This is a genomic window from Burkholderia sola, assembly GCF_905400185.1.
GTDB lineage: Bacteria > Pseudomonadota > Gammaproteobacteria > Burkholderiales > Burkholderiaceae > Burkholderia > Burkholderia sola.
In genome coordinates, this window is sequence record NZ_FR989676.1 from 2459517 (window position 1) to 2480690 (window position 21174).

Consider the following 21174-nt stretch of genomic DNA (forward strand, 5'->3'; position numbering starts at 1 on the left):
TGCAGGCGGCCTGCGCCCTCCTTTCCCGCTTCGTCCGACGAAGCGCCTCCGGCACCGCATGAAATCGACGTCTTTCCGCTTTTCCGTCCGCCTCATCCGGCTGCTGCTCGTCTGCATGGCGTCCACGCAGGCCGTCGCCGCGTCCTGCCATACGCCGGCCGACAACGGCACGCCGCAGTGGCGGCCCGCCCTCCACTACACGCCGCAGCGCAACTGGATGAACGACCCGAACGGGCTCGTCTACGCGAACGGCCGCTATCACCTGTTCTATCAGTACAACCCGCTCGGCAACGACTGGGGCAACATGTCGTGGGGCCACGCAACCAGCACCGACCTCGTCCACTGGCGCGAGCAGCCGGTCGCGATGCGCGCGAACGCCACCGAGGAAATCTTCTCCGGCTCGATCGTCGCCGATACGCTGAACACGTCCGGTCTCGGCACACCGGGCCACACGCCGCTCGTCGCGCTCTATACGAGCGTCTACAAGCCCGGCTCGGGTCACGCACCGGGCATACAGGCGCAGTCGCTCGCGTACAGCCTCGACCAGGGCACGACCTGGCAGCCGTATGCGCACAACCCGGTGCTGACGCTCGATCCGGAATCGAAGCAATTTCGCGACCCGAAAGTGTCGTGGTATGCGGCGGGCGGCTACTGGTTGATGACGACGGTCGTCGCCGATGCGCACGTCGTGAAGCTCTATCGTTCCGACGACCTGATCCACTGGTCGTTCCTCAGCGACTTCACGCTGCCGGACGTGCCGCATGCGGGCGCGCTGTGGGAAATGCCGGACCTCATACCGCTACCGCTCGACGGCGATCCGAAGCGAATCAAATGGGTAATGATCGTCAACGTGAATCCGTGGTCGATCGCGGGCGGCTCCGGGGCCATGTATTTCGTCGGCGATTTCGACGGCCGCACGTTCACGCCGGACCGCGTCGCGCCCGCCGGCTCCGATCCCGCGCACTTCCGCTGGGTCGATCACGGCGCCGACTTCTACGCGGCCGGCACGTTCTCCGGCGCACCCGGCGCCCGGCCGGTCGCGATCGCCTGGATGAGCAACTGGGATTACGCGGCAAAAGTGCCGACCACCCCGTGGCGTGGCGCGACCACGCTGCCGCGCGAACTGTCGCTGAAGGCGATCGACGGCGAGCCGACCCTGATCGTCGCGCCGGCCGCCGCGTTCGACGCATGGGCCGACGGCCGGCCGGCCGTGCATGAAGGCGACGTCACGGTCGACTCCGCTACCCGCCCGCTGTCGGCCGCCACACGCGGCATCGTCCAGCGCATCACGGTGACGCTCTCGCCGCAGCGTGCCGCGCGCGCGGGGCTGATCGTGCGGCGTTCGGCCGACGGGTCGATCGGCACCCGGATCGTGTACGACACCGCGAAGCGCACGCTGACGCTCGACCGCTCGCGATCCGGCGAAGCGAATTTCGCCGGCACGTTCAGCCGCGAGCATATCGTCGATCTGCCGCTCGAACGCGGGCAACTGCGGCTCGACATCGTCGTCGATCGCGGCTCGGTCGAAGTGTTCGCGAACGGCGGCCGCGTCGCGCTGACGGACCTGGTCTTTCCGCCGCTCGACGCGGATCGCGTGGCCGTGTTTGCCGAACAGGGCCGCGCGACGTTTTCGGGGTTGACGGTGACGCAACTGGGAACCGGCGACGATACACGCGGCGCCTGTGCGTCCCGATAGGTGCAGGTGACGGGGGCCGGTTACGGTCCCCGCCCGCCTCACCGCTCAGAGCAACCCCATCCCGCCCGACGCGATGATTTCCGCGCCGACGATGAACGCGGATTCCGGCGCGCTCAGGTGCAGCACCGTCGACGCGATTTCGTCCGGCGTGCCGAACCGGCCGATCGGCACGAGGCCCTTGATCTTGTCGGCCGTCGCGTCGAGCGTCGCCGCATCGAGCCCGAGCTTGCCGTACAGCGGCGTCTGCACCGGCCCGGGGCTCACCACGTTCACGCGCACGCCGTGCGGCAGCAGTTCCGTCGACAGCGTCTTCGCGAACGAATTGACGGCCGCCTTGCTGGCCGCGTACACCGACGAGCCGGGCATCCCGATGTGCGCGTTGATCGAGCCGTTGATCACGATCGATGCACCGCGGTTCAGCAGCGGCACCAGCGACTGGATCTGGAAATACGCGCCCTTCACGTTGGTGTCGAACACGAGATCCCACATCGCTTCGTCGCTGTCGGCGAACGGCGCGAGTTTCGCGACGCCCGCGTTGACGAACACGGCGTCGAGCCGCACGCCGGCGGCGGCGAGCGCGTCGGCCAGCGCGCGGGCCGACGCGACGCTGCCGGCTTCGTTGCGAATCGCGAGCGCGCCTTCGCCGAGCGTTTGGCGGGCCGCTTCCAGCGTGTCGGCGTCGCGCCCGGTGATGATGACCCGCGCGCCTTCGGCCGCGAATGCGCGGGCGGCCGCCAGGCCGATGCCGCTGTTGCCGCCCGTGACGAGGACCGTCTTTCCTTCGAAGCGTTGCATGATGTTCTCCTGTGAACCGGTGAGTTGACCGTGAACACAGGATGCGCGCGGCGCCGGGCCTTGCCGTACGACCGGCGCGACGAACATGTTCGAAAACGTCGAACATGTTGGCGCGAGCAGGTTCAGCCGACGACGTCGATCCCGTCGAGCAGCCGCTGCGCGAGCCGCGGCTCGCGCAATTGCTCCAGCCACCATTGCAGCGCGCGGCCGTCGCGGTCGTCGTGCCATGCGACATACAGCAGGTTCGGCTCCCGCGGGTCGGCTGTCTGCTTCTCGACCAGTTCGCCGCGCGCGAGCAGCGACGCGACGCGCCGGCGCGGCACCCAGCCGACGCCGAGCGCATCGCGCTGCGCGAGGATCTTCGCGCGCATCGACGGCACCGCGAGCACCGCCTGCCCGCCGAGCAGCCCGTACGCGCGGCCGGCCGCGCGCCGCGACGAATCGGCGACGACGACCGATCGGTGCGCACCGATCGCGTCGCGCGTCAGCACCCCGCCCACGGACGCCAGCGGATGGCGCGGCGACACCGCGAACACCCACTCCATCGCGCCGAGTTCGAACCACTTGAGGCCCGGAATCGCCGGCGGCTCGTTCGTCGCGCCGACGACCAGATCCGCGCGGCCGTCGCGCAACGCTTCCCAGGTGCCGCCGAGCACCTCGTGCGTGAAGCGCAGCGACACGCCCGAATCGAGCGCATCGAACGCGCGGACGACCGGCAGCAGCGTATCGAACTCCAGCACCTCGTCGCTGACGATCCACAGCCGGTCCTCCCAGCCGCTCGCGACCTGCCGCACGCGCTGCGTCAGCCGGGCGACGTCGAGCGCCAGCCGCGCCGCCTCGTCGGCCAGCAATTGTCCGGCCGGCGTGAGCTGCAGCCGGTAGCCGCGGCGGTCGAACAGCAGCGCGTCGAAGCGCGTTTCGAGCTGGCGCGCCGCGTGCGACACCGTCGACGGCGCCTTGCCGAGCTGCGCGGCGGCCCGCGACAGGCTGCCGGTGGCGCGGATCGCGTCGAGCAGCGCCAGTTCGTCTTCGGACAGCATGAGGTCGCTCCACGGTGAGGATGTCGTGGATCGTAAGGTACTGGCGCGCCGCGGTCCAATCGGGCGATCGCGGCTGCGCCGCCCGCTTGCCGCGAACGGTCGTCACCGCCGGATCTCCCTGTCCCTATGGCTTCAGCGCACCGCTTACCGTGCAGGCCGCAGCATGATGCCCGTCAGCGCACCCGCCACGCACAGCGCGCCCACGTACAGTTCCGGCGCGTGCGGATGCGACTTCAGCAGTACCGAGACGAACACCGGCGTGAGACCGCCGAACACCGCATAGGCGACGTTGTACGAGAACGAGATCCCGGAAAAGCGCACGGCCGCCGGAAACGCGTGGACCATCGCGACCGGAATCGCCGCGACCGCCCCGACGCAGAAGCCGCATAGCGCGTAAAGCGGCAACAGCAGCGACGGATCGACGGCGAGTCGCGACGCCATCAGCCAGTACGACGCACCGAGCATCAGGCAGCCGACGAAGATCGTGCGGCCGGTGCCGAACCGTCCCGCGATCGAACCGGCGACGATGCATCCGATCGTCAGGCAGAACGTCGCGGCCGAATTGGCCTGCAACGCAAGCGCGGGCGCGATGTGAAATTGCCTGGCGACGAGGGTCGGCGTCATCAGGATCACGACGACGATCGCGGCGGTGAGCGTCCACGTGAGGATCATCGATACCAGCACGGCTCGCCCGTGATCGCGCAGCACGGCTTTCAGCGGCACTTCGCGGGTCAGCGACCGGCTCCGCTTCATTTCGACGAATACGGGCGTCTCGTCGAGCCAGCGTCGCAGCAACGCCGACACGATCCCGAACAGGCCGCCGACGACGAAAGGCAGTCGCCACGCATACGCGCCGATCTCCGCCGGCGAATAATGACGATTGATCGTCGACGCGATCAGCGAGCCAAGCAGGATGCCGAGCGTCAGGCCGCCGGTCAGCAGGCCGCACGCATAGCCGACATGGCGCGGCGGCACGTGTTCGGCCACGAACACCCACGCGCCCGGCACCTCGCCGCCTACCGCCGCCCCTTGCAACAACCGGCACAGGAGCAGCAGCACGGGCGCGGCAATGCCGATGGACGCATAGGTCGGCAGCAGCCCCATCGTCAACGTCGGCAGCGCCATCATCATCACGCTCAACGTGAACATGCGTTTGCGGCCGACGAGATCGCCGAAATGCGCGAGCACCACGCCGCCGAGCGGGCGCGCGAGATAACCCGCCGCGAAAATGCCGAACGTCTGCAACTGCCGCAGCCAGTCGGGAATCGATGGCGGAAAGAACAATTGACCGATGACCGTCGCGAAAAACACGTAAATCACGAAATCGTAAAATTCGAGCGCGCCACCGAGCGCGGCGAGCGCGAGCGTCCGGTGATCGCGGCCGGTCAGCGGGCGATGGGATACAGCCGGAATCTGAAGCGAGTCTGGAAAGTTCATCTCGAAAAAGTCAGGAATCGGGAACCGCGCGCCAACCCGATGACGCGCTACGGATGGACAACACCCGGGCACCCCATGTCATTCCATTGCGCGTCGATTTTCCGCGGCGACTGTTCAAGGCCGCGCTCGGCAACCTCCATTTGGACTGCAGGCGGAGCAATGTCGGCACGCCGTGTCGCGAATCCGGTGCGACGCCGGGAATAAACGGCCGCCGTCGCGTGTTCCATGAGGATGGAGGGCGCACGAGCCTGCCGCTTGCGCGCGCCTCGCCCGTGCGTGACACGTTCACGCCTTCTCCTGGAGCAATCATGCGTTTTGCGGTTCTGGGCGCCGGCGCGGTCGGCTGCTACTTCGGCGGCATGCTGGCGCTGCACGGCCACGAGGTGGTTTTCATTGGCCGTCCGTTGCACGTCGACGCGATTCGCGACCGGGGTCTGCGCGTCCAGACGCGCACGTTCGACCGTCGCGTGCCGGCCGACGCGTCGACCGATATCGACGCCGCGGCATCGGCCGACGTGGTGTTCGTGTGCGTGAAGTCCGGCGATACCGCGCAAGCCGCGCGCACGTTGAGCCGCGTGCTGGCGCCGCAAGCGCTCGTGGTCAGTCTGCAGAACGGCGTCGACAACGCGGCCGTGCTGCGCGCGGAGATCGCCGGCCCGGTCATTTGCGCGGCGGTCTATGTCGCCAGCGAGATGGCGGGCCCAGGGCATCTGCTGCACCATGGCCGCGGCGATCTCGCGATCGAAGCGTCGCCGTCGAGCGAACGGCTGGCGCAGGTGCTGCGGACAGCGGCCATTCCGACCCGGATCGCCGACGACGTGCGCGCGGCGCTCTGGCACAAGTTCATCCTCAATTGCGCGTACAACGCGATTTCCGCGATCGTCCAGTTGCCCTTGGGCGAGATGTCGCATCGCGATGCGTTGCGCGAAACGATGCGTGCGGCCGTCGCCGAGTGCATCGCGGTCGCGGCGGCCGAAGGCATCCATTTCGCCGACGGGCCGGCCGCGATCGTCGAGCGCATCGAAGCGACGATTCCGCCCGGCCAGTATTCGTCGACGGCGCAGGATCTGGCGCGCGGCAGACCCGGCGAGATCGATCACCTGAACGGCGCGGTCGTGCGGCGCGGGCGCGCGGCAGGCATCGACACGCCGGTCAATCGGACGCTCCATCTGCTCGTGAAGATGCTGGAAGCAAAGACGGCCGCGCGTTCGTGACGGGCGGCGCTCGCGCGTGCGTCGCCGACCGCCGCGGCGGGTCGAGCGGCGCCGCGCGGCCGGCGCGCCCACCGGCGACATGACGTCGGCTGTCGGGGCGTCGAACCGGCCCGCCAGCCGCGCTGCCGCGCGCCGGCCGCGGCCGAACGCGCAGCGCCGATCCCCGCCGCTATTCGCGTTCGCCAGCCAGTCGAGCGAGCGCCGCGGCGATCCCCGCGCCATAGGCCGGGTCGGCCCGCGAGCAGTTGTCGATGTGGCGCTGCCGGATGTCCGCCGACACGCCGGCAAGCTGCCGTGCGGTGGTATCGAACAGGCACTGGCGTTGCCGCGCATCCATCAGCCGGAACAGGTCGCCCGGCTGCTGATAGTGATCATCGTCGACGCGATGATCCCAATGCGCGGCCGCGCCGTTCAGCTCGAGCGGCGGTTCGTCGAGCTGCGGCCGGTCCGACCACGCGCCCTTGCTGTTGGGCCAGTACGACGGCGCCGCGCCGAGATTGCCGTCGGTGCGCATCGCACCATCGCGGTGATAACTGTGGAACGGGCACTGCGGCGCGTTCACCGGGATCTGGGCGAAGTTGACGCCCAGCCGATATCGCTGCGCATCGCCGTAGGAAAACAGGCGCGCCTGCAACATCCGGTCCGGCGAGTAGCCGATGCCCGGCACGACGTTCGCCGGCGAAAACGCGGCCTGCTCCGTCTCGGCGAAGAAATTGTCGGGATTGCGGTTGAGCTCGAATTCGCCGACTTCGATCAGCGGAAATTCAGCCTTCGGCCAGACCTTCGTGAGATCGAACGGGTTGAACCGAAACGCTTTCGCCTGCGCGTCGGTCATCACCTGAATGTACAGCGTCCAGCGCGGAAAATTGCCGGCCTCGATGCTGTCGAACAGGTCACGCTGATGGGTTTCGCGGTCCCGGGCGATCAGCGCTTGCGCCTGCGCGTCGGTCAGGTTCTCGATGCCCTGTTGCGAGCGGTAATGGAACTTCACCCAGGTCCGCTCGTTCTGCGCATTGATCATGCTGTACGTATGGCTGCCGAACCCGTGCATGTGCCGGTACGATCGCGGAATGCCGCGCTCGCTCATGACGATCGTCACCTGGTGCAGCGCCTCGGGCAGCAGCGACCAGAAATCCCAGTTGTTTTCCGCGCTGCGCATGCCGGTGCGCGGGTCGCGCTTGACCGCATGATTGAGGTCGGGAAAGCGCAATGGATCGCGAAAGAAGAACACCGGCGTATTGTTGCCGACCAGATCCCAGTTCCCTTCCTCGGTATAGAACTTCAGCGCGAAGCCGCGGATGTCGCGCTCCGCATCGGCCGCGCCGCGCTCGCCGGCCACCGTCGAGAAGCGCACGAACATCGGCGTCTGCTTGCCGATTTCGGAGAAGAGCTTCGCCTTCGTGTACCGCGAAATGTCGTGCGTCACGGTGAAGGTCCCGTATGCGCCGGCGCCCTTCGCATGCATGCGGCGCTCCGGGATCACCTCGCGATCGAAATGCGCGAGCTTTTCGATCAGCCACACGTCCTGCAGCAGCGCGGGACCGCGCGCGCCGGCCGTCTGGATGTTGACGTTGTTGCTGACCGGCGCGCCGTTCGCATGGGCAATTTCGCGCGGAATCGAATCCTCTGACATGTCCTGGTTCCCCCAACGGTATGTGATTTCAGTTCATGGGTCGCGCGATCCGCCGTCGGTGCGGGCATCGCGCGTCGTGCAGACGGCCATCCGTCAGGCCGTCCACGGATAGATTGGAAATGGACGACGTATCCGGCGTTTGTCCGGTTTGTATCGGTTTGTACCGGGCTCCGTCGGCAGCCGGTTGCACCACGCGCGTCGCGCCGGCCGTCACGATGGTTCGCTGTCGGCGATCCGGTCGCCGAGCGCGCCGAGGTCCGCGTCGCCGGGGGCGGCGATCAGCGCATACGCGACTCCCGAGCGCCGCCACGTCACGACGTCCATGTTGCCGACCTGCTGACGGTCGGGCACGGTGTCCGGCCGCTCGTCCTTCATCACGCATAGCGCGACGGGCGCGCCTTGGTCGGGCAGATAGACGATCTGCACCAGTGGTTTGCGATTGAAATTCAGGCGCTGGATGCGCTTGAACGTCAGCCCGGCCGAGCGCAGGTCCGGAATCCGAATCCCCAGTCCGTCGTCCCGGCGAATCGTGTCGATCGTCTGCGCGGCGGCCGCGAAGTTCGCCGAATCGAATGCAACGGTGTCGCGCGTATAGAGCCGCTGATAATTGACGGCCGCCATGATCCACGGCGACATCCGCGCCTGCGCGACCACCGATGCGGGTGGCGGCGCGAAGCGCAGTACGGCGGCGCTGCAGAACGCGCCCGCGACGAATGCGACCGCGAGCCACGGCGCCATCATGCGAACGCGCGAGCGAACCGGCGTGGACGGCCGCCCACGTATGCCGGGCTGCGCTGGACCCGAGATTTGCCGATGATCGCCGCCGCCGACCGGCCGCGCCGACGGCGGCGCATGCGCGTGCGCGATGTCGGCGACCGTCCGGATCAGACTCTGCGGCACCGGCAGCCATGGGTGACGCTGAAACGCGCGCTGATAGGGCAACACCGATGCTTCGAGCAAGGCCACCCGCGTCGCGATCTCGACCGACGTTCGGATCGCCCGGTCGACTTCCGCGCGCTGGTGCGACGTGAGCGCTCCGTCCACGTATGCCATGAGCAGGACGTCGTCCATTTTCAAGCCCCCTGATCCTCACTGTTCGCCGCGCTTTTCACGGGTCGTTCGTGTCGATCGGCGAACAGCGCACCGATCGCCTGGCGAGCACGCGACAGCCGGCTCATGATCGTACCGATGGGCACATCGAGCACGTCGGCCGCTTCGCTATAACTGAGTCCTTCCACGCTCACCAGCAACATCACCGCGCGCTGCGCTTCGGGCAGTTGCTGCACGGCCCTGACGATCTGCGCATCCAGCGCCTGCTGCTCCAGTGTCGGCGCGGCGGGATCGGAGATGGTTTCGAGCAGGTCGTCGTCCCAGTCCATGCCCGAGCGCCGGCGCACGCTGCGCGCGCGAAGCTCGTTGAGCCAGGTGGACTGCACGATCGAGAACATCCAGCTGAGCGGTGCCGTTCCGGGCCGCAACTGATGCGCGCGTTCGAGTGCACGCACGCACGCGCACTGCACGAGATCCTCCGCGTCGTGCCGATCGCCGGAGAGGCGCAGCGCGAACGTCCACAGGCGCGGAAGCATCGCGGGCAGCATGGCGGACAGTTCGGCCGCGGTCATCGACGTCGATCTCCGCAACGTGCAAGCCGGCCGACGCGGACGAACGGCCGTATCTGATGTGTATCCATGGGTTTAGGCGAAATTGAACGGGCAACACCCCTACAGCCCACGTAAACAGCTGGACGGCGCAGATATTCCATCCGCGGTCGCGTGTCGCCCGACAGGCCGGATCACGGGGCGCCGGCCGTGCGTCGGCGGCGTGGCGCGCGATGCGCGTCAGATCACCGTGACGACCACGTCGACGTTGCCGCGCGTCGCCTTCGAATACGGGCACGTCTGGTGCGCGGCATCGACCAGCGCCTGCGCGACGTCCGCGTCGACGCCCGGCACGCTGACGTTCAGCCGGGCCTGCAGGAAGTACGCGCCGTCGGCCATGGCCAGATCGATTTCCGCATCGACGTGCGTATCGCGCGGCAGCACAACCTTCAGCCGTTGCGCGGCCAGCCCCATCGCACCGATGAAGCATGCCGACCAGCCCGCCGCCAGCAGTTGCTCGGGATTCGTACCGGGCGCGGCCGAGCCGGGCCCGGCGAGCTTCACGTCGAGGCGACCGTCGGCACTGCGGGCCGCGCCGTCGCGCCCGCCGGTGGTGCGAGTCTTGCCGGTGTACAGAATTCTGGTTTGCTGGCTCATGATCGGTACCGTGCTGGATGGGGGTGAATGAACGGAGAACGTATTGCGTCGCCGGGATGCATTAGAGCGCGCCCACGTATCGGTCATGTGTCCCGACGCCGGGCTATTGCAACGTCATGTATCCATTCGCGACGCGTACACATTGAGAAACACATCCGCCGCTCCGGGCAAAGCCATTGCCGAAACGAAGCGGGAATAACGCTTCGCCCTGCGGTGTTCTGTTGAGGCAGACAACCTTTCGGGAGTGAAACGGTGCAGAACCCGCAGCAGGAAATCGACGATCGTCCGACGCCCGCGCACACGCGCGTGCGGGCACTCGGCAGCACGGAACATCTGTTCTGGTTGCTGGACCAGAATCGGCCGACGCATTTCGCGATGGTCGCGGAGATCGACCGGCGCTTTGCGCCCAGCGCATGGCACGCTGCCTTTCAGGCGCTGCAGCGCAGACATCCGCTGCTGTCCACCTGTATCGCCACCGACGCGCAGCACAATTCGGCGTTCCATTCGGTACCCGGCGCCGTGGTGCCGTTGCGCGTGATCGAGCACCACGCGACGTCGTGGCAAACCGAAACGGCCCGCGAAATCGCGACGCGCTTCGACTGGGCGACCGCGCCGCTGGTGCGCGCGACACTGTTGCAGCGCGAATCGACGTCGACGCTGATCCTGGTCGCGCATCACTCCGTACTCGACGGCATGGGCGCCGCGTATCTGATCGACGAACTGCTGCGCACGCTGACGGGCAAGCCCGCGGCGCCGCTGCCGCTCGTGCAGTCGCTCGAGACGCTGCTCGCGGCCGACCTGAACGACGCGGCCACCCTGCCCGCGCCCGTTCCGGCGCCGGAGCCGAAGCCGTTCCGTGCGAATACGACGGCGCTGCCGCACATCGACGCCGTCGCGCTTTCAGCCGAAGCCACGCGCCGCCTCGCCGCGCGCGCCCGGCAAGCGTGCACGACCGTGCATGGCGCGATTGCCGCAGCCGTTCATGAAGCGGGCCGGCGCCTGTCGAGCGACTGGGCCGCGCGCGCGTTGAGGACCGTCACGCCGATCGACGTACGCGCTTTCGCCAGCGAAGCCGGTGTCGCCAACGGCGTGTACATCACGCAGACCGTCACGATCGACGATCACCCGCGCGGGGTCGACTTGTGGACAGCCGCCCGCAAGATCAAGCAGGACCTCGCGCCGTCGCAAACGCGCGCGAGCGTCGCGGCGGAGCTGAAGGCGCTGGATACCGCGATGGCGGCGCGACCGAGCGTCGAACACGCGGCCGGCTTCCTGTCGAACGTGCTGGCCTTCGACGTCCTGCTGTCGAATCTCGGCAATCAACCCATCGCCGCCACGTACGACGGCGTATCGCTCGACGCGCTGTGGGGTCCGTTCGTGACATCCGGATTCGCCGACGATCAGGTCATCGGCGCCTGCACGATCGACGGCGTCCTGCGACTCGCGCATACGAGCCATCGCGCCATCCCGGGACTGCTCGGCGAAGTCCGCACGATTCTCGAGCACGCCGCCGGCTGAACGGCGGCCCGGCGCCGCGCCGGTTGCGCCGATTTCAGAACGCCGCGAGCGACACTCGCTTGCGGTGCTCGACGACCGACAGCAGCAGCGCCGCCAGCCCGCATGCGGCGATGAGCGTCAGCAGCATCGTCCTGCCCAGGGTGACCAGCACCAGGCTGCCGAGCGCCGGGAATCCGAACGCGCCGACGAAGTACGATGCGACGAACCACGTGAGCACCGCGTGCCGATGCCGCGCATCGGCGCTGTTGACGGCCTGCGCCTGGACGATCGGATAGATGAGGCCGTAGCCCGTGCCGAGCAGCACGGCGCTGGCCGAATGAAGGAGCGCATGGTGCGGCACGGCGAACGTCACCGCGACGCTCAGGATCATGAAGCCGAGCAGGATCTGCGTGGTCGCATCGACGCGCATCCGGATCACGAGCGCGCCGAGCAGCCAGCGGATGACGACCACCGTGGCCGAATACAGCCCGAAGAACGTTCCGGCCTTCACGCCGGTTTCCTGCGCCATCGACATCTGGAACGTCATCAGCCCCGAGAAGACGCTCGAGCCGAGCGCGATGATCGCGATCGGATAGATCGCGTGCGTGCGGGCGATCGCCGCCATCTCGCGGCCCCATCGTGGCCGCATCGGCCGCGCGGCGGGCAGCGACGCCGGCGACAGCCGGCCGAAGCATTCCAGCATGACGGCGGCCATCGCGCACAATCCGCCGACGGTGCAGAACACCGTCCCCGTCGTCCAGTGCCAGTTGCGTATCGCGAGCGACGCGACGGCCGGGCCGCCGCCGACGCCCGCCATCTGAAACGACCCGAACCGCAGGAACCAGCGCTCGCGTTCGGTATCCGCGGTGCGCTCGGCTAGCATCATCGGCGCCGCGAGGTAGAACGCGCCCCAGCCGACGCCGACCAGCAGTCCGGGCACGACGCTCAGTGAGCCGGTGCGGTCGATCAGCGCAAACCCGACGACGCCCGCGCCGACGACGAGTGCGGCCAGCGCAGCGGTACGGGCTGTGCCGATCGAATGGGCCAGCCATGCGACCAGCGGCAGGCCGATCAACGCGCCGACCATCGCTTCGACCAGCGCGACGCCGGTATCGACGTCGCCTCCGCCCGCCGAACGAAAATGCATCGACAACAGGAACGTCGCGCCGTATCCGCATGCCGTCAACAGCGCGCCCAGCAGCACGAACGATGCGCCGCGCGCGGACATCGTGTGGGGATCGGCCATCGTGCCTCCTGTCGTCTCGAAATTCCGGCCGGCCTGCCGGTCCTTCAGTTGACCGCGCCATCCAGCGGAATGCCGCGCCCGCCTTCCCGATTGGGCGCCCGCCATGTATCCGGCGTATGTCGCTCGCGTATCGAAATGTATCGGAGGAAATGAACGGCCCGCGGCGATGCGTTCATGCAGGCGCGAGCGGCAGTATCACCGTCGCCTCGAGGCCGCCGGTGCTGCGATTGTTCAGTTGCAGGTCCCCCTGCATCGCCCGCGTGAGCCGGCGGGCGATCGCGAGCCCCAGCCCCGACCCCGGCGCGCGCGCCGCCGTCTGCGGCGCGCGGTACCAGGGCTTGAACACCGCCTCGAGCTCCGTCGGCACGATACCCGGCCCCGAATCCAGCACGGTCAGCATCACGTGCCGCGCGTCGACGCATACACACAGGCGGACGTCGCCTCCGTAACGCAACGCATTGTCGATCAGGTTGACAAGCACGCGGCGCAGCGCGTGCGGGAACGTCACGAGAGGATGCCCGACCCGTCCGTCGAGATCGACGGTGAGGCCCGCGTCGCGATAGCTGTCGACCAGCACACCGAGCATCTCGTCCGCGTCGACACGGCGCGGCGGCTCCGGCACACTGCATTGAAGCCGGGCGCACGCCAGGCTCGCGTCGACCAGTTCGCTCATCTCGGCAAGATCGCGCTCGATCGCATCGCGCAGCGCACCGTCATCCAGCATCTCGCTGCGCAGCATCATTCGCGTGAGCGGCGTGCGCAGGTCGTGCGCATAGGCGGCCAGCACGTGCAGCAATTCCGTCATGCGTTCCGCATGCTGGCGGTGCGCGCCGTTGATCGCGCGTGCGAGCGTCGAGATCGATAGCGCGCCGCGTTCGGCCCACGTATCGGGGAGCGCCTCGATACCTTGCTTGTCGATGGCATCGGCAAGCTCGCGCACGGTCGCATCCAGCCTGAGCATCCGCAGCCGCGACCACAGCACGGTCGCGACCAGCGCGAACAGGATCGCCACGACGGCGGCGATCAGCAGACCCTCGCTGGCCACCGCGCGCAATGCGTTCGCGAACGTCGCGCGTGCGTCGTATATGCCGGCCGCGACCAGTGGCACGCCGGCGACGAGCAGGAGGCGCACCGACCACACGACGAATTCGCGTGGATGCGGGAACACTGCGCGGGCGACGCCGCGCAAGCTGCGCGTGGCCCGCGATTCAAACACAGTCGCTGACGATAAGGTAGGAATGTGCGCCATCTTCGTTCTCCTGTCGCCGTCGCGGCGGACGGTACAGGACAGATGAAAACACGCGCACGGGGGCGTGCACCATCAAACGAGCGGCCATTCACCCCCTACGAAGGTTTAGGTTGCCGCCGCGGCAACCTAAACCGCCAGACGGTCAGCCGCGCCGGAGCGCGCGGGCGAGCCACCCTTCGAGTTCCCGCGCGTCGATCGGTTTTTCGAGGAGACACAGCGCGGCGCTCGCGCGCACGCGCTCGCGCTGGCGGACGGTGGCGAACGCCGTGACGAATATGGTCGGAATGCGCGCGCCGGCGGCTTCGATCCGCGACAGCACGTCGATGCCGTCCATCCCGGGCATCTGGATGTCGCAGATCAGGCAGCGCGTGCGCGCCACCCGGTCGGACACGAGGAATGCCGGCGCCGACGCGAACTCGCACGCGTCGCCGCCCAGCGCGCGCACGAAGCTTCTCACGGCGGCGCGCACGAACGGATCGTCGTCGACAATCGCTACGAGATCGGTGACTGAGAGTGAAAGAGACATCCGCGCTTATGGCCTGGGGAACGAGCACGCTCGCCCCATACTGCTACACAAGTCGCCAGCATACCGTCACGCCGCCGAACCGCCACCATATCTACGTATGGGTCGGCTTGCTCCCGACGGCGCCATCGCTACCGCGACGGCAATTCGATGCCGAGCGCGGTCATCTTGCGCACCAGTTCCGCGACGGAACGACACTTCATCTTTCGCATCGCCTGGCCGCGATGGATCTTGGCCGTGATCTCGGCGATGCCCATGTTGCCGGCGACCTGCTTGTTCATCAGGCCCGTCGCGACGTGTTGCAGCACCTCCCGCTCCCGCGGCGTCAGCGATTCCCAGCATTCGCGCAGATCGAGCAGCGACTGGCTGGCCTCCAGCCGCTGCGCGTCGCGGTCGAGCGCCGCGACGACCGCATCGATCATTTCCTGGTCATGAAACGGCTTCGTCAGGAAATCCATCGCGCCGGCCTTCATCGCCTTCACCGTCATCGCGATGTCGCCGTGCCCGGTCATGAAGATGATCGGCATCTGCGGGCCGCCATTCTCGACCAGCGACTTCTGGAACGCGATCCCGCTCTGCCCGCGCAATCGCACGTCGAGCACGAGGCAAGACGGCCCCGTCCCCTTCGGCGCCGCGAGAAACGCTTCGGTCGACGCAAACGCGCATACCGCCAGATCGATCGAGCGCAACAGGCTGACGAGCGCGGCACGCACGAATTCGTCGTCGTCGACGACGTAGACGACACGGCCGCTCCGATCGTCGGATGAAGTCGCCACGTTCGGCATTCTGATCTCGGGCATTGAAATATTCGCTGGTGAATTTGCTGGGACGGCCGCGTGACGGCGCGAAGGCATCTCGACGCATGCGGTGCGGCCGTCGCTCGAAGCGGGATGCCCCGTTCGCATGGTGCGGCCGGGCACGTTGCCGCGACGCATGCGGACGATGCCCCAACGATCGCCCACTCTGCCGGCATCAATGAAAACACGCGAACGCGCCAATTATTCCAGTCGCAATTCACCGATGCAACTGCGTGCGCATCGCGCTCGGCAGTTCATCGGCTTGCGCGGCCTCGTCACAGCGCATGACCGCCGGTCGTGCATCGGCGTCCGCGCGGAAACGACGCTGCATATCGACCGCGCCGACCGCGTCCGTCGGTTGCCGCTACGCGCCGACGCACCCATGGGTATCCGAATGTATCGGGCTTCGGGGCGGATACATGACATTGCAAAACGCTGCGCGCCGGACACATGCGCGATACCTCCCGGAGGCTCAATACACACACGGCGGAACCTGATACGAACACGACGCCGCGGGCCCATGCAGGCTCCCGACGCCATCAGGTGACGCGAATACGTTCCGATCCATCCTTCTTCAGGAGCCCCGCATGAACACTTCGAAAATCACGCTCGCATTCGCCGCGCTCGCGCTGACTGCATCGGCCTACGCGGCGTCCCCGGCCGACACGGTCGCCGGACATTCCGACGTGCAGGCCGCCACCCAGTGGGCGCCGCTCGCACCGATGGCGAAGACCCGCTCGGAAGTCCGCCAGGAGCTCGTGGCGGCGCGACAGAACGGCGAGCTCGACGCGCTGAGGAAACTCTATTCCGGGCATTGAACGGCAGCCCTCGTGTCGAGCCCGGCACGGGCGGGACACCGCCGGCGTCCTCGCCTGCGCCCGGGCCGTCACTGCATTTCGCCCCAGGTAGGGGGCACGCCCGTCCGCCCATGAAGCCAACCGAATTTTCAACGATGCTTCCCGACATGCTGCCGCGTCTGCGGTCGTTCGCGCTGCGTCTGAGCGGGAATCGACACGACGCCGACGAGCTCGTGCAGCGCGCATGCATTCGCGCGCTCGAGCGGGTTCATCAACTGCGGTCCGATACGGCGCCGGTCAGCTGGGTCTTCTCGATCGTCCATTCGATCTGGCTCAACGAGTTGCGGCGACGCAATCGGCGCGACCGCCTGCTGCTCGAGTGCAGCGACGCGCTGCTGGAAACGGTCGCCGATCCGCGCGCAGCGTCGGAGACCGCCGTGGCCGTCCGCCAGATCGTCGACGCCGTCGAACGGTTGCCCGAACCGCAGCGCATCGCGTTGCTGCTCGTCAGCGTCGACGGGCTGAGCTACAGGGAAGCCGCGTACACACTCGACATCCCGATCGGCACCGTCATGAGCCGGATATCGCGTGCGCGCAAGGCAATCCGCATCGCGCTCGGCGGCGGCGCAGCGCGCACGTCGCGGGACAACTTCACGGGTTCGGCGGCCGGCGGCTGATGCACGTTGCCGCGGGCAAGTCGATCGCCGCGGGTCCGCCTCGCTCGCGGCGCGTCGCGGCCATGCACGAACGGCGACGGAATAAACGCCGTGCGTGGCGTGTTCAGTGTAGGCAATCGCATCCGCCGCGGGGGATGCGACCAGGCACCTACTACTCGACACGAAATATGTCAGCACTTTCCAGAATGCTACTCGTCTATGACGGAACCGACGAGGCACAGGCCGCGCTCGCGCGATGTGCGGCGCTGTCGCACGCGCTGTCCGCGGCGGTCGACGTCGTCACCGTCGTGGATCCCGTGACCGCGAACGCGCAGACGGCCGGACTGCTCACCGGTCTCGCCCACCACCGCCTCGAGGAATTCGCGCGCGACGCACTTCAGCGCGCGATCGTCAAACTCGCGGACGACGGCATCGACGCGCGCGGCTTCGTGCGATTCGGACGCGCGGCCGACGCCGTCGCCGCCCACGCGCTGACCACCCGTCCGGACATGATCGTCGTCGGCCATCGCGCGAGCAGCGGGTTCGCGCGCTGGTGGCGCGAGCGCCCGGTTCACTTCGATCTCGCCGAGCGCCTTCGCGGTGCGGCGCTGATCGTCGTGACGGTGCCGTCCGCGTAGGGCCGCCGCTCGCGCCGCGCGCATCACGCGTCCGGCTCGGTCGCGTCGGGCACCGATACGCCGGTGCATGACTGAATGGTCGCCGCGAGAATCATGCGTTGCCGGTTGGCGGGCAGGCAAACGTCGCTCGAGCGCGGACGGAACACGCGATCGCCGCGCGCGATCGCGCTTCCCGTCAACGCGCAGACCGCCGGTTCGCGTGCGCGGCTGCGGCACCAGATCTGCTCGGTATACCGTCCCGAACGCGAGTCGCTCCATGAAACGGTGATCATGGACGACGACAGGCACTCGATCACCTCGATCGCGTCAAGCGGGGCTTCACGTGCGCGCGTGTCGTCGTCGTCGCACCGGCGCCGGCCGAAGCGGCGCGACTTGTATCGCGTGCGCTGCGCTTGCCGGCAAACATCGCGTTGCTCCAGCGAAGGATCGAGGACATTGATCAACGTGCGAATCATGATGTCCGCTTCAGGCAGGGTCGCCATCATCGTTTCTCCCATCCGGTCGTGTCGGTCGTATCGGTCGTGTGAAAGCGGACGCACGCAAGCGGCCACGGCGGTGCGTCCGGCCGTCGCTCAGGCGCCGCCTTCCGAGCGCAGCGTGATCCGGCTGTTCACCGCCGTGACGCCGCGTACCTTCCGCGCCGCCTCGACCGCCAGATGATCGAGGTCTTCGCTTTCGACCTGGCCCGTCAGCGTCACGCGTCCGGTCGACGCGTTGCCGAACACGACGATCGGCTTCCCTTCAAGCCCCTTCGTATGGGACAGTGCCTTCTGCACCGACCGCGAGAACGTGCGATTGGCCGCACGGACCGCCTTCTTCGACGTGCCGGCCGCCGGCGTCGTCGTGAGCGCGGCATCCGCGCCGGCCGTATCGGGTCGTTCGTCCGCGAACGCGCGCAGGTTCATGCCGGCGATCAGGGCGACGGCGAGGCCGCCGGTGACGACGATGTGTCGGAGTTTCATGATGGGTTCCTTGGATGTCTGGTATCGGATCGACAAGCACGTGTGTTCCGGCGACCTGCGTCGTCACGATGCGCACGCATCACGTCCGCGCCGCGTCGCGATTCCGACTCGCTGACGGGTCGGTCGAGCCGTCGTCAACGTGAATCGTGTACCGGTGAAGCGAGCATAAGGTGACGCGTCGGCGTGCTCCATAGCATCTGCAGCTAGCCGCCTGACGCGTCGGCATGAGTCGCCGCATACGTTCGTATAGGCAGCCGGTCCGTTTCCCCCCTGCCCCTTCCCGCGACGTGCACCGGTCGCGCACCGATTCACGCCCCGACACATCGCGCCCGTGCCCGCTCACATCGAAGAAACCGGCAGTGTCACCGTGGCCCGCGTGCCGCCGTGCTCGCGCGGCGCAAGTTCCAGCTGCCCGTTGTGCGCTTCAACGATGGACTTGCAGATGGACAGCCCCATGCCCATTCCGTGCGGCTTGGTGGTGAACAGCGGTTCGAACAGGCGCGCGGCCACCTGCGGATCGAAGCCGTCGCCGTTGTCGTCGATCCGGATGCGCACGAGGTTCCGCTCCAATTCGCATGTCAGCACGATGACACGCTTTCCTTCAGGTGTACCAATCATCGATTCCGCGCCGTTCATCAGCAGGCTGATGATGGCCTGCTGCAGCGGCACGCGTTCGCCGCGCATCGGTATCGCCGACGCACATCCGTCGACGCGCAGGTTCACCTTCATCGCGTCCAGCGTGCTTTCGAGTATCTCCGCCGCCTCGCGCAGCGCATCGGCGAGGTCGAACACGGCGAACACGGGCGCCGTGCGCCGTGCCCTGGCGCGCAGCGCACCGATGATGGTCCGCGCCCGCACCGTGCACGCACAGATGTGCGCAAGCATCTCGCGGGCGGCTTCGATGTTCGGCGCGCCGCGGTCGAGCCATTTCAGCCCGGCACGCGCGGACGTGTCGATCGCCGTGACGGGCTGGGCGACCTCGTGCACGATCGACGCCGCAAGCTCTCCGTACGCGGTCAGCCGACTGGTGCGGTCCATTTCGGACTGGGTTTCGCGCATCGCGGCTTCGACGCTGCCCACGCGTGCGCGCTGCGCGTCCAGCTCGTCGCGCAGCCGAAGATTCTCCAGCACGCATCCGGCATGCGGCGCAATGATCTCGACCAGTGCGGCCTTCGCCGGCGTAAACATGCCCGGCAGGTCGCCATGCTCGAGATACAGCGCACCGATCAGTTCACCATTGCACCGTATCGGCACGCAGATCACCGAGCGCGGCTTGCGGCGGCGCACATAGTCGTCCGTTCGCCAATGGTCGGCGGCGCACGCATCGCGCAGCACCAGGCCGTTGCGCAGGTGCACGGCGGCGGCAATGATCGGCACGGGCAGCCGGTCGACCGACCGCCGCTCGGTGTGCGGTCCGTTCGCGGCCGTCGCGACGGCGGCTGCCTCCCAGCCGCCGTCGCGCAGCACCGCGATCACGCCCCACGTTGCCCCCGCCCCCCGCAGCGCCGACTCGAGCAGTGTCGCGACGCGCGTCGCGGGCGAAGCCTCGTGCGCCATTGCGCGCGAGACGTCGTGCAACACGTGCACGTCGATCGACAGCAGCGATCGAGGCATGAGTTCGTCGAAGGCCGGGCCCGCTTCGGCGCCACCCGGATCGACGCGCGATTTCCATGGCGTCCGCGCAGCGAGCGCGCTGCAGACATCGTCGAGTTCGTTGTTCATGGGTCTATCTCCTGCTTGCCGGCATCGGCCTCTGCCAACCTGAAATCAACATTTCATGTAGTGAGTACTCCACAAACGAATGGTAGCAGCAGTTTCTCAAAATAAAAATGTGAAGATAGCGTTCACGCCTCCTCCATGCGTGCCGATACGTCGGACACGACTCCCACAACCCCTTGAATCAATTACCTATTCATGATTTGTTGCGAACCCGTCGAGAGTTCCGTAGAATCCCGAATTCATGTAGCGTTCCCTGTACGAAAGTTCGAGGAATGCCGCTGTTCCAGGTTTCTTTCAGGCGGCAGGACGAGGTTGCCGGCCGCCATAGGAGCGGTATGACTCAAGCAACAAAAGCCAAGACGGTGCGCGGAACCGGTGTCCGGGAGGCAGCGGCACAGGAAACCCGCGACAAGATCCTGCGCGCGGCGACCAAGGTCTTCGCGCGCTACGGCTACGAAGGCGGCAGCGTGGAGCGGATCTCCAGGCTGGCGAAATCCTATGACCGGATGATCTATTACTACTACGGGAGCAAGGAGGGCCTGTTCGTCGCGGTGCTGGAAGGCATCTATCGGCGCATGGACGAGGCGGAGCTCAAGATGGCGCCGGATCCGTCGAATCCCGTGGAAGCGCTCAAGACCGTGATTCGCTTCAAGCTGGACTACTATTGGCGCAATCCCGATTTCATCACGCTGCTCAACACTGAGAACCTGCACCAGGGCAAGCATTTGGCCAGGCTCGAACGCCGGGGCGAATATTCGTCGCATGCGGTGCAGATCGTGGCCAGGATTCTCGAAAACGGCGCCGAACAAGGATTGTTCCGCACGGAACTGAACGCGCGCGACGTTTTCCTGCTGATCATTTCGGCAGCGTATTTTTATACGTCGAACCGCCACACGTTGTCCGCGTTCCTCGGCGAGGAACTGAATGCGCCGGAGGCCGTGCGCCGATGGGAAGCGTTCGTCATCGACAGCGTGCTGCGGGTCGTTCGCAAGGATCCGCCGATCGGCGATTGAGCGTGTG

The 21174-nt window shown here is 67.4% G+C and carries 21 protein-coding genes; 7 read left to right on the plus strand and 14 right to left on the minus strand.

Annotation, left to right across the window (positions count from 1 at the left end):
* Positions 1-58: 58 nt before the first annotated feature.
* Positions 59-1696, plus strand: a complete 1638-nt coding sequence (locus KR541_RS27445; protein WP_050010955.1) for a glycoside hydrolase family 32 protein — start codon at positions 59-61, stop codon at positions 1694-1696.
* A 45-nt stretch (positions 1697-1741) separates the two neighbouring features.
* Here the strand turns inward: KR541_RS27445 and KR541_RS27450 are convergent, their stop codons facing one another.
* The 3 genes from KR541_RS27450 to KR541_RS27460 all read right to left on the minus strand — a co-directional run bounded on the left by KR541_RS27450 (position 1742) and on the right by KR541_RS27460 (position 4968).
* A complete protein-coding gene (locus KR541_RS27450; RefSeq protein WP_050010954.1) occupies positions 1742-2491 on the minus strand; it encodes an SDR family oxidoreductase in 750 nt (249 codons plus the stop codon).
* 122 nt (positions 2492-2613) lie between these two features.
* Positions 2614-3531, minus strand: coding sequence for a LysR family transcriptional regulator (locus KR541_RS27455; RefSeq protein ID WP_089489325.1), 918 nt, complete (start codon positions 3529-3531; stop codon positions 2614-2616).
* A gap of 144 nt (positions 3532-3675) precedes the next feature.
* Positions 3676-4968 carry an MFS transporter gene (locus tag KR541_RS27460; protein WP_050010952.1) on the minus strand — a complete coding sequence of 431 codons (1293 nt, stop codon included), beginning with the start codon at positions 4966-4968 and terminating at the stop codon, positions 3676-3678.
* A 308-nt stretch (positions 4969-5276) separates the two neighbouring features.
* On the opposite strand from KR541_RS27460, the gene KR541_RS27465 reads away from it, so the two are divergent.
* A complete protein-coding gene (locus KR541_RS27465; RefSeq protein WP_050010951.1) occupies positions 5277-6182 on the plus strand; it encodes a ketopantoate reductase family protein in 906 nt (301 codons plus the stop codon).
* A 169-nt stretch (positions 6183-6351) separates the two neighbouring features.
* Here the strand turns inward: KR541_RS27465 and KR541_RS27470 are convergent, their stop codons facing one another.
* From KR541_RS27470 to KR541_RS27485, 4 genes are all read right to left on the minus strand, one after another.
* Entirely contained in the window at positions 6352-7815 is a 1464-nt protein-coding gene (locus tag KR541_RS27470; protein WP_050010950.1) for a catalase, read from the minus strand.
* Positions 7816-8025: 210 nt separating this feature from the next.
* Complete coding sequence (locus KR541_RS27475) at positions 8026-8868, minus strand: anti-sigma factor (protein ID WP_235356117.1); 843 nt, start codon at positions 8866-8868, stop codon at positions 8026-8028.
* A 20-nt stretch (positions 8869-8888) separates the two neighbouring features.
* Positions 8889-9437: an RNA polymerase sigma factor gene (locus KR541_RS27480; protein ID WP_050010948.1), complete on the minus strand. Its 549-nt coding sequence runs from the start codon at positions 9435-9437 to the stop codon at positions 8889-8891.
* A 216-nt stretch (positions 9438-9653) separates the two neighbouring features.
* Positions 9654-10070 (minus strand): organic hydroperoxide resistance protein, encoded by a 417-nt coding sequence (locus KR541_RS27485; protein WP_050010947.1) that lies wholly within the window; start codon positions 10068-10070, stop codon positions 9654-9656.
* Between the two features lie 252 nt (positions 10071-10322).
* On the opposite strand from KR541_RS27485, the gene KR541_RS27490 reads away from it, so the two are divergent.
* Complete coding sequence (locus KR541_RS27490) at positions 10323-11588, plus strand: condensation domain-containing protein (RefSeq protein ID WP_050010946.1); 1266 nt, start codon at positions 10323-10325, stop codon at positions 11586-11588.
* Positions 11589-11622: 34 nt separating this feature from the next.
* Here the strand turns inward: KR541_RS27490 and KR541_RS27495 are convergent, their stop codons facing one another.
* The 4 genes from KR541_RS27495 to KR541_RS27510 form a co-directional block, all read right to left on the minus strand.
* The gene (locus KR541_RS27495) at positions 11623-12813 is read right to left on the minus strand and encodes an MFS transporter (protein WP_089489322.1); all 1191 of its coding nucleotides are present in this window, start codon (positions 12811-12813) and stop codon (positions 11623-11625) included.
* A 172-nt stretch (positions 12814-12985) separates the two neighbouring features.
* Positions 12986-14062: a sensor histidine kinase gene (locus KR541_RS27500; protein ID WP_050010945.1), complete on the minus strand. Its 1077-nt coding sequence runs from the start codon at positions 14060-14062 to the stop codon at positions 12986-12988.
* A 142-nt stretch (positions 14063-14204) separates the two neighbouring features.
* Entirely contained in the window at positions 14205-14588 is a 384-nt protein-coding gene (locus KR541_RS27505) for a response regulator transcription factor (RefSeq protein ID WP_050010944.1), read from the minus strand.
* A gap of 128 nt (positions 14589-14716) precedes the next feature.
* Positions 14717-15385, minus strand: coding sequence for a response regulator transcription factor (locus tag KR541_RS27510; RefSeq protein ID WP_050010943.1), 669 nt, complete (start codon positions 15383-15385; stop codon positions 14717-14719).
* 584 nt (positions 15386-15969) lie between these two features.
* Between KR541_RS27510 and KR541_RS27515 the strand changes: the two genes are divergently transcribed.
* The 3 genes from KR541_RS27515 (at position 15970) to KR541_RS27525 (ending at position 17473) form a co-directional block, all read left to right on the plus strand.
* Positions 15970-16200 carry a DUF4148 domain-containing protein gene (locus KR541_RS27515; RefSeq protein WP_050010942.1) on the plus strand — a complete coding sequence of 77 codons (231 nt, stop codon included), beginning with the start codon at positions 15970-15972 and terminating at the stop codon, positions 16198-16200.
* A gap of 110 nt (positions 16201-16310) precedes the next feature.
* Positions 16311-16856 (plus strand): RNA polymerase sigma factor, encoded by a 546-nt coding sequence (locus tag KR541_RS27520; RefSeq protein ID WP_050010941.1) that lies wholly within the window; start codon positions 16311-16313, stop codon positions 16854-16856.
* Between the two features lie 185 nt (positions 16857-17041).
* Positions 17042-17473, plus strand: a complete 432-nt coding sequence (locus tag KR541_RS27525) for a universal stress protein (RefSeq protein ID WP_050010940.1) — start codon at positions 17042-17044, stop codon at positions 17471-17473.
* A gap of 23 nt (positions 17474-17496) precedes the next feature.
* On the opposite strand, the gene KR541_RS27530 is transcribed toward KR541_RS27525, so the two are convergent.
* From KR541_RS27530 to KR541_RS27540, 3 genes are all read right to left on the minus strand, one after another.
* Positions 17497-17955, minus strand: coding sequence for a DUF3331 domain-containing protein (locus KR541_RS27530; protein WP_050010939.1), 459 nt, complete (start codon positions 17953-17955; stop codon positions 17497-17499).
* A gap of 90 nt (positions 17956-18045) precedes the next feature.
* The gene (locus KR541_RS27535; RefSeq protein WP_050010938.1) at positions 18046-18435 is read right to left on the minus strand and encodes a BON domain-containing protein; all 390 of its coding nucleotides are present in this window, start codon (positions 18433-18435) and stop codon (positions 18046-18048) included.
* A gap of 339 nt (positions 18436-18774) precedes the next feature.
* Complete coding sequence (locus tag KR541_RS27540) at positions 18775-20157, minus strand: sensor histidine kinase (protein ID WP_050010937.1); 1383 nt, start codon at positions 20155-20157, stop codon at positions 18775-18777.
* A 332-nt stretch (positions 20158-20489) separates the two neighbouring features.
* Here KR541_RS27540 and KR541_RS27545 point away from each other — a divergent pair, with 332 nt between their 5' ends.
* Entirely contained in the window at positions 20490-21167 is a 678-nt protein-coding gene (locus KR541_RS27545) for a TetR/AcrR family transcriptional regulator (RefSeq protein WP_050010936.1), read from the plus strand.
* The last annotated feature ends 7 nt before the right edge of the window (positions 21168-21174 follow it).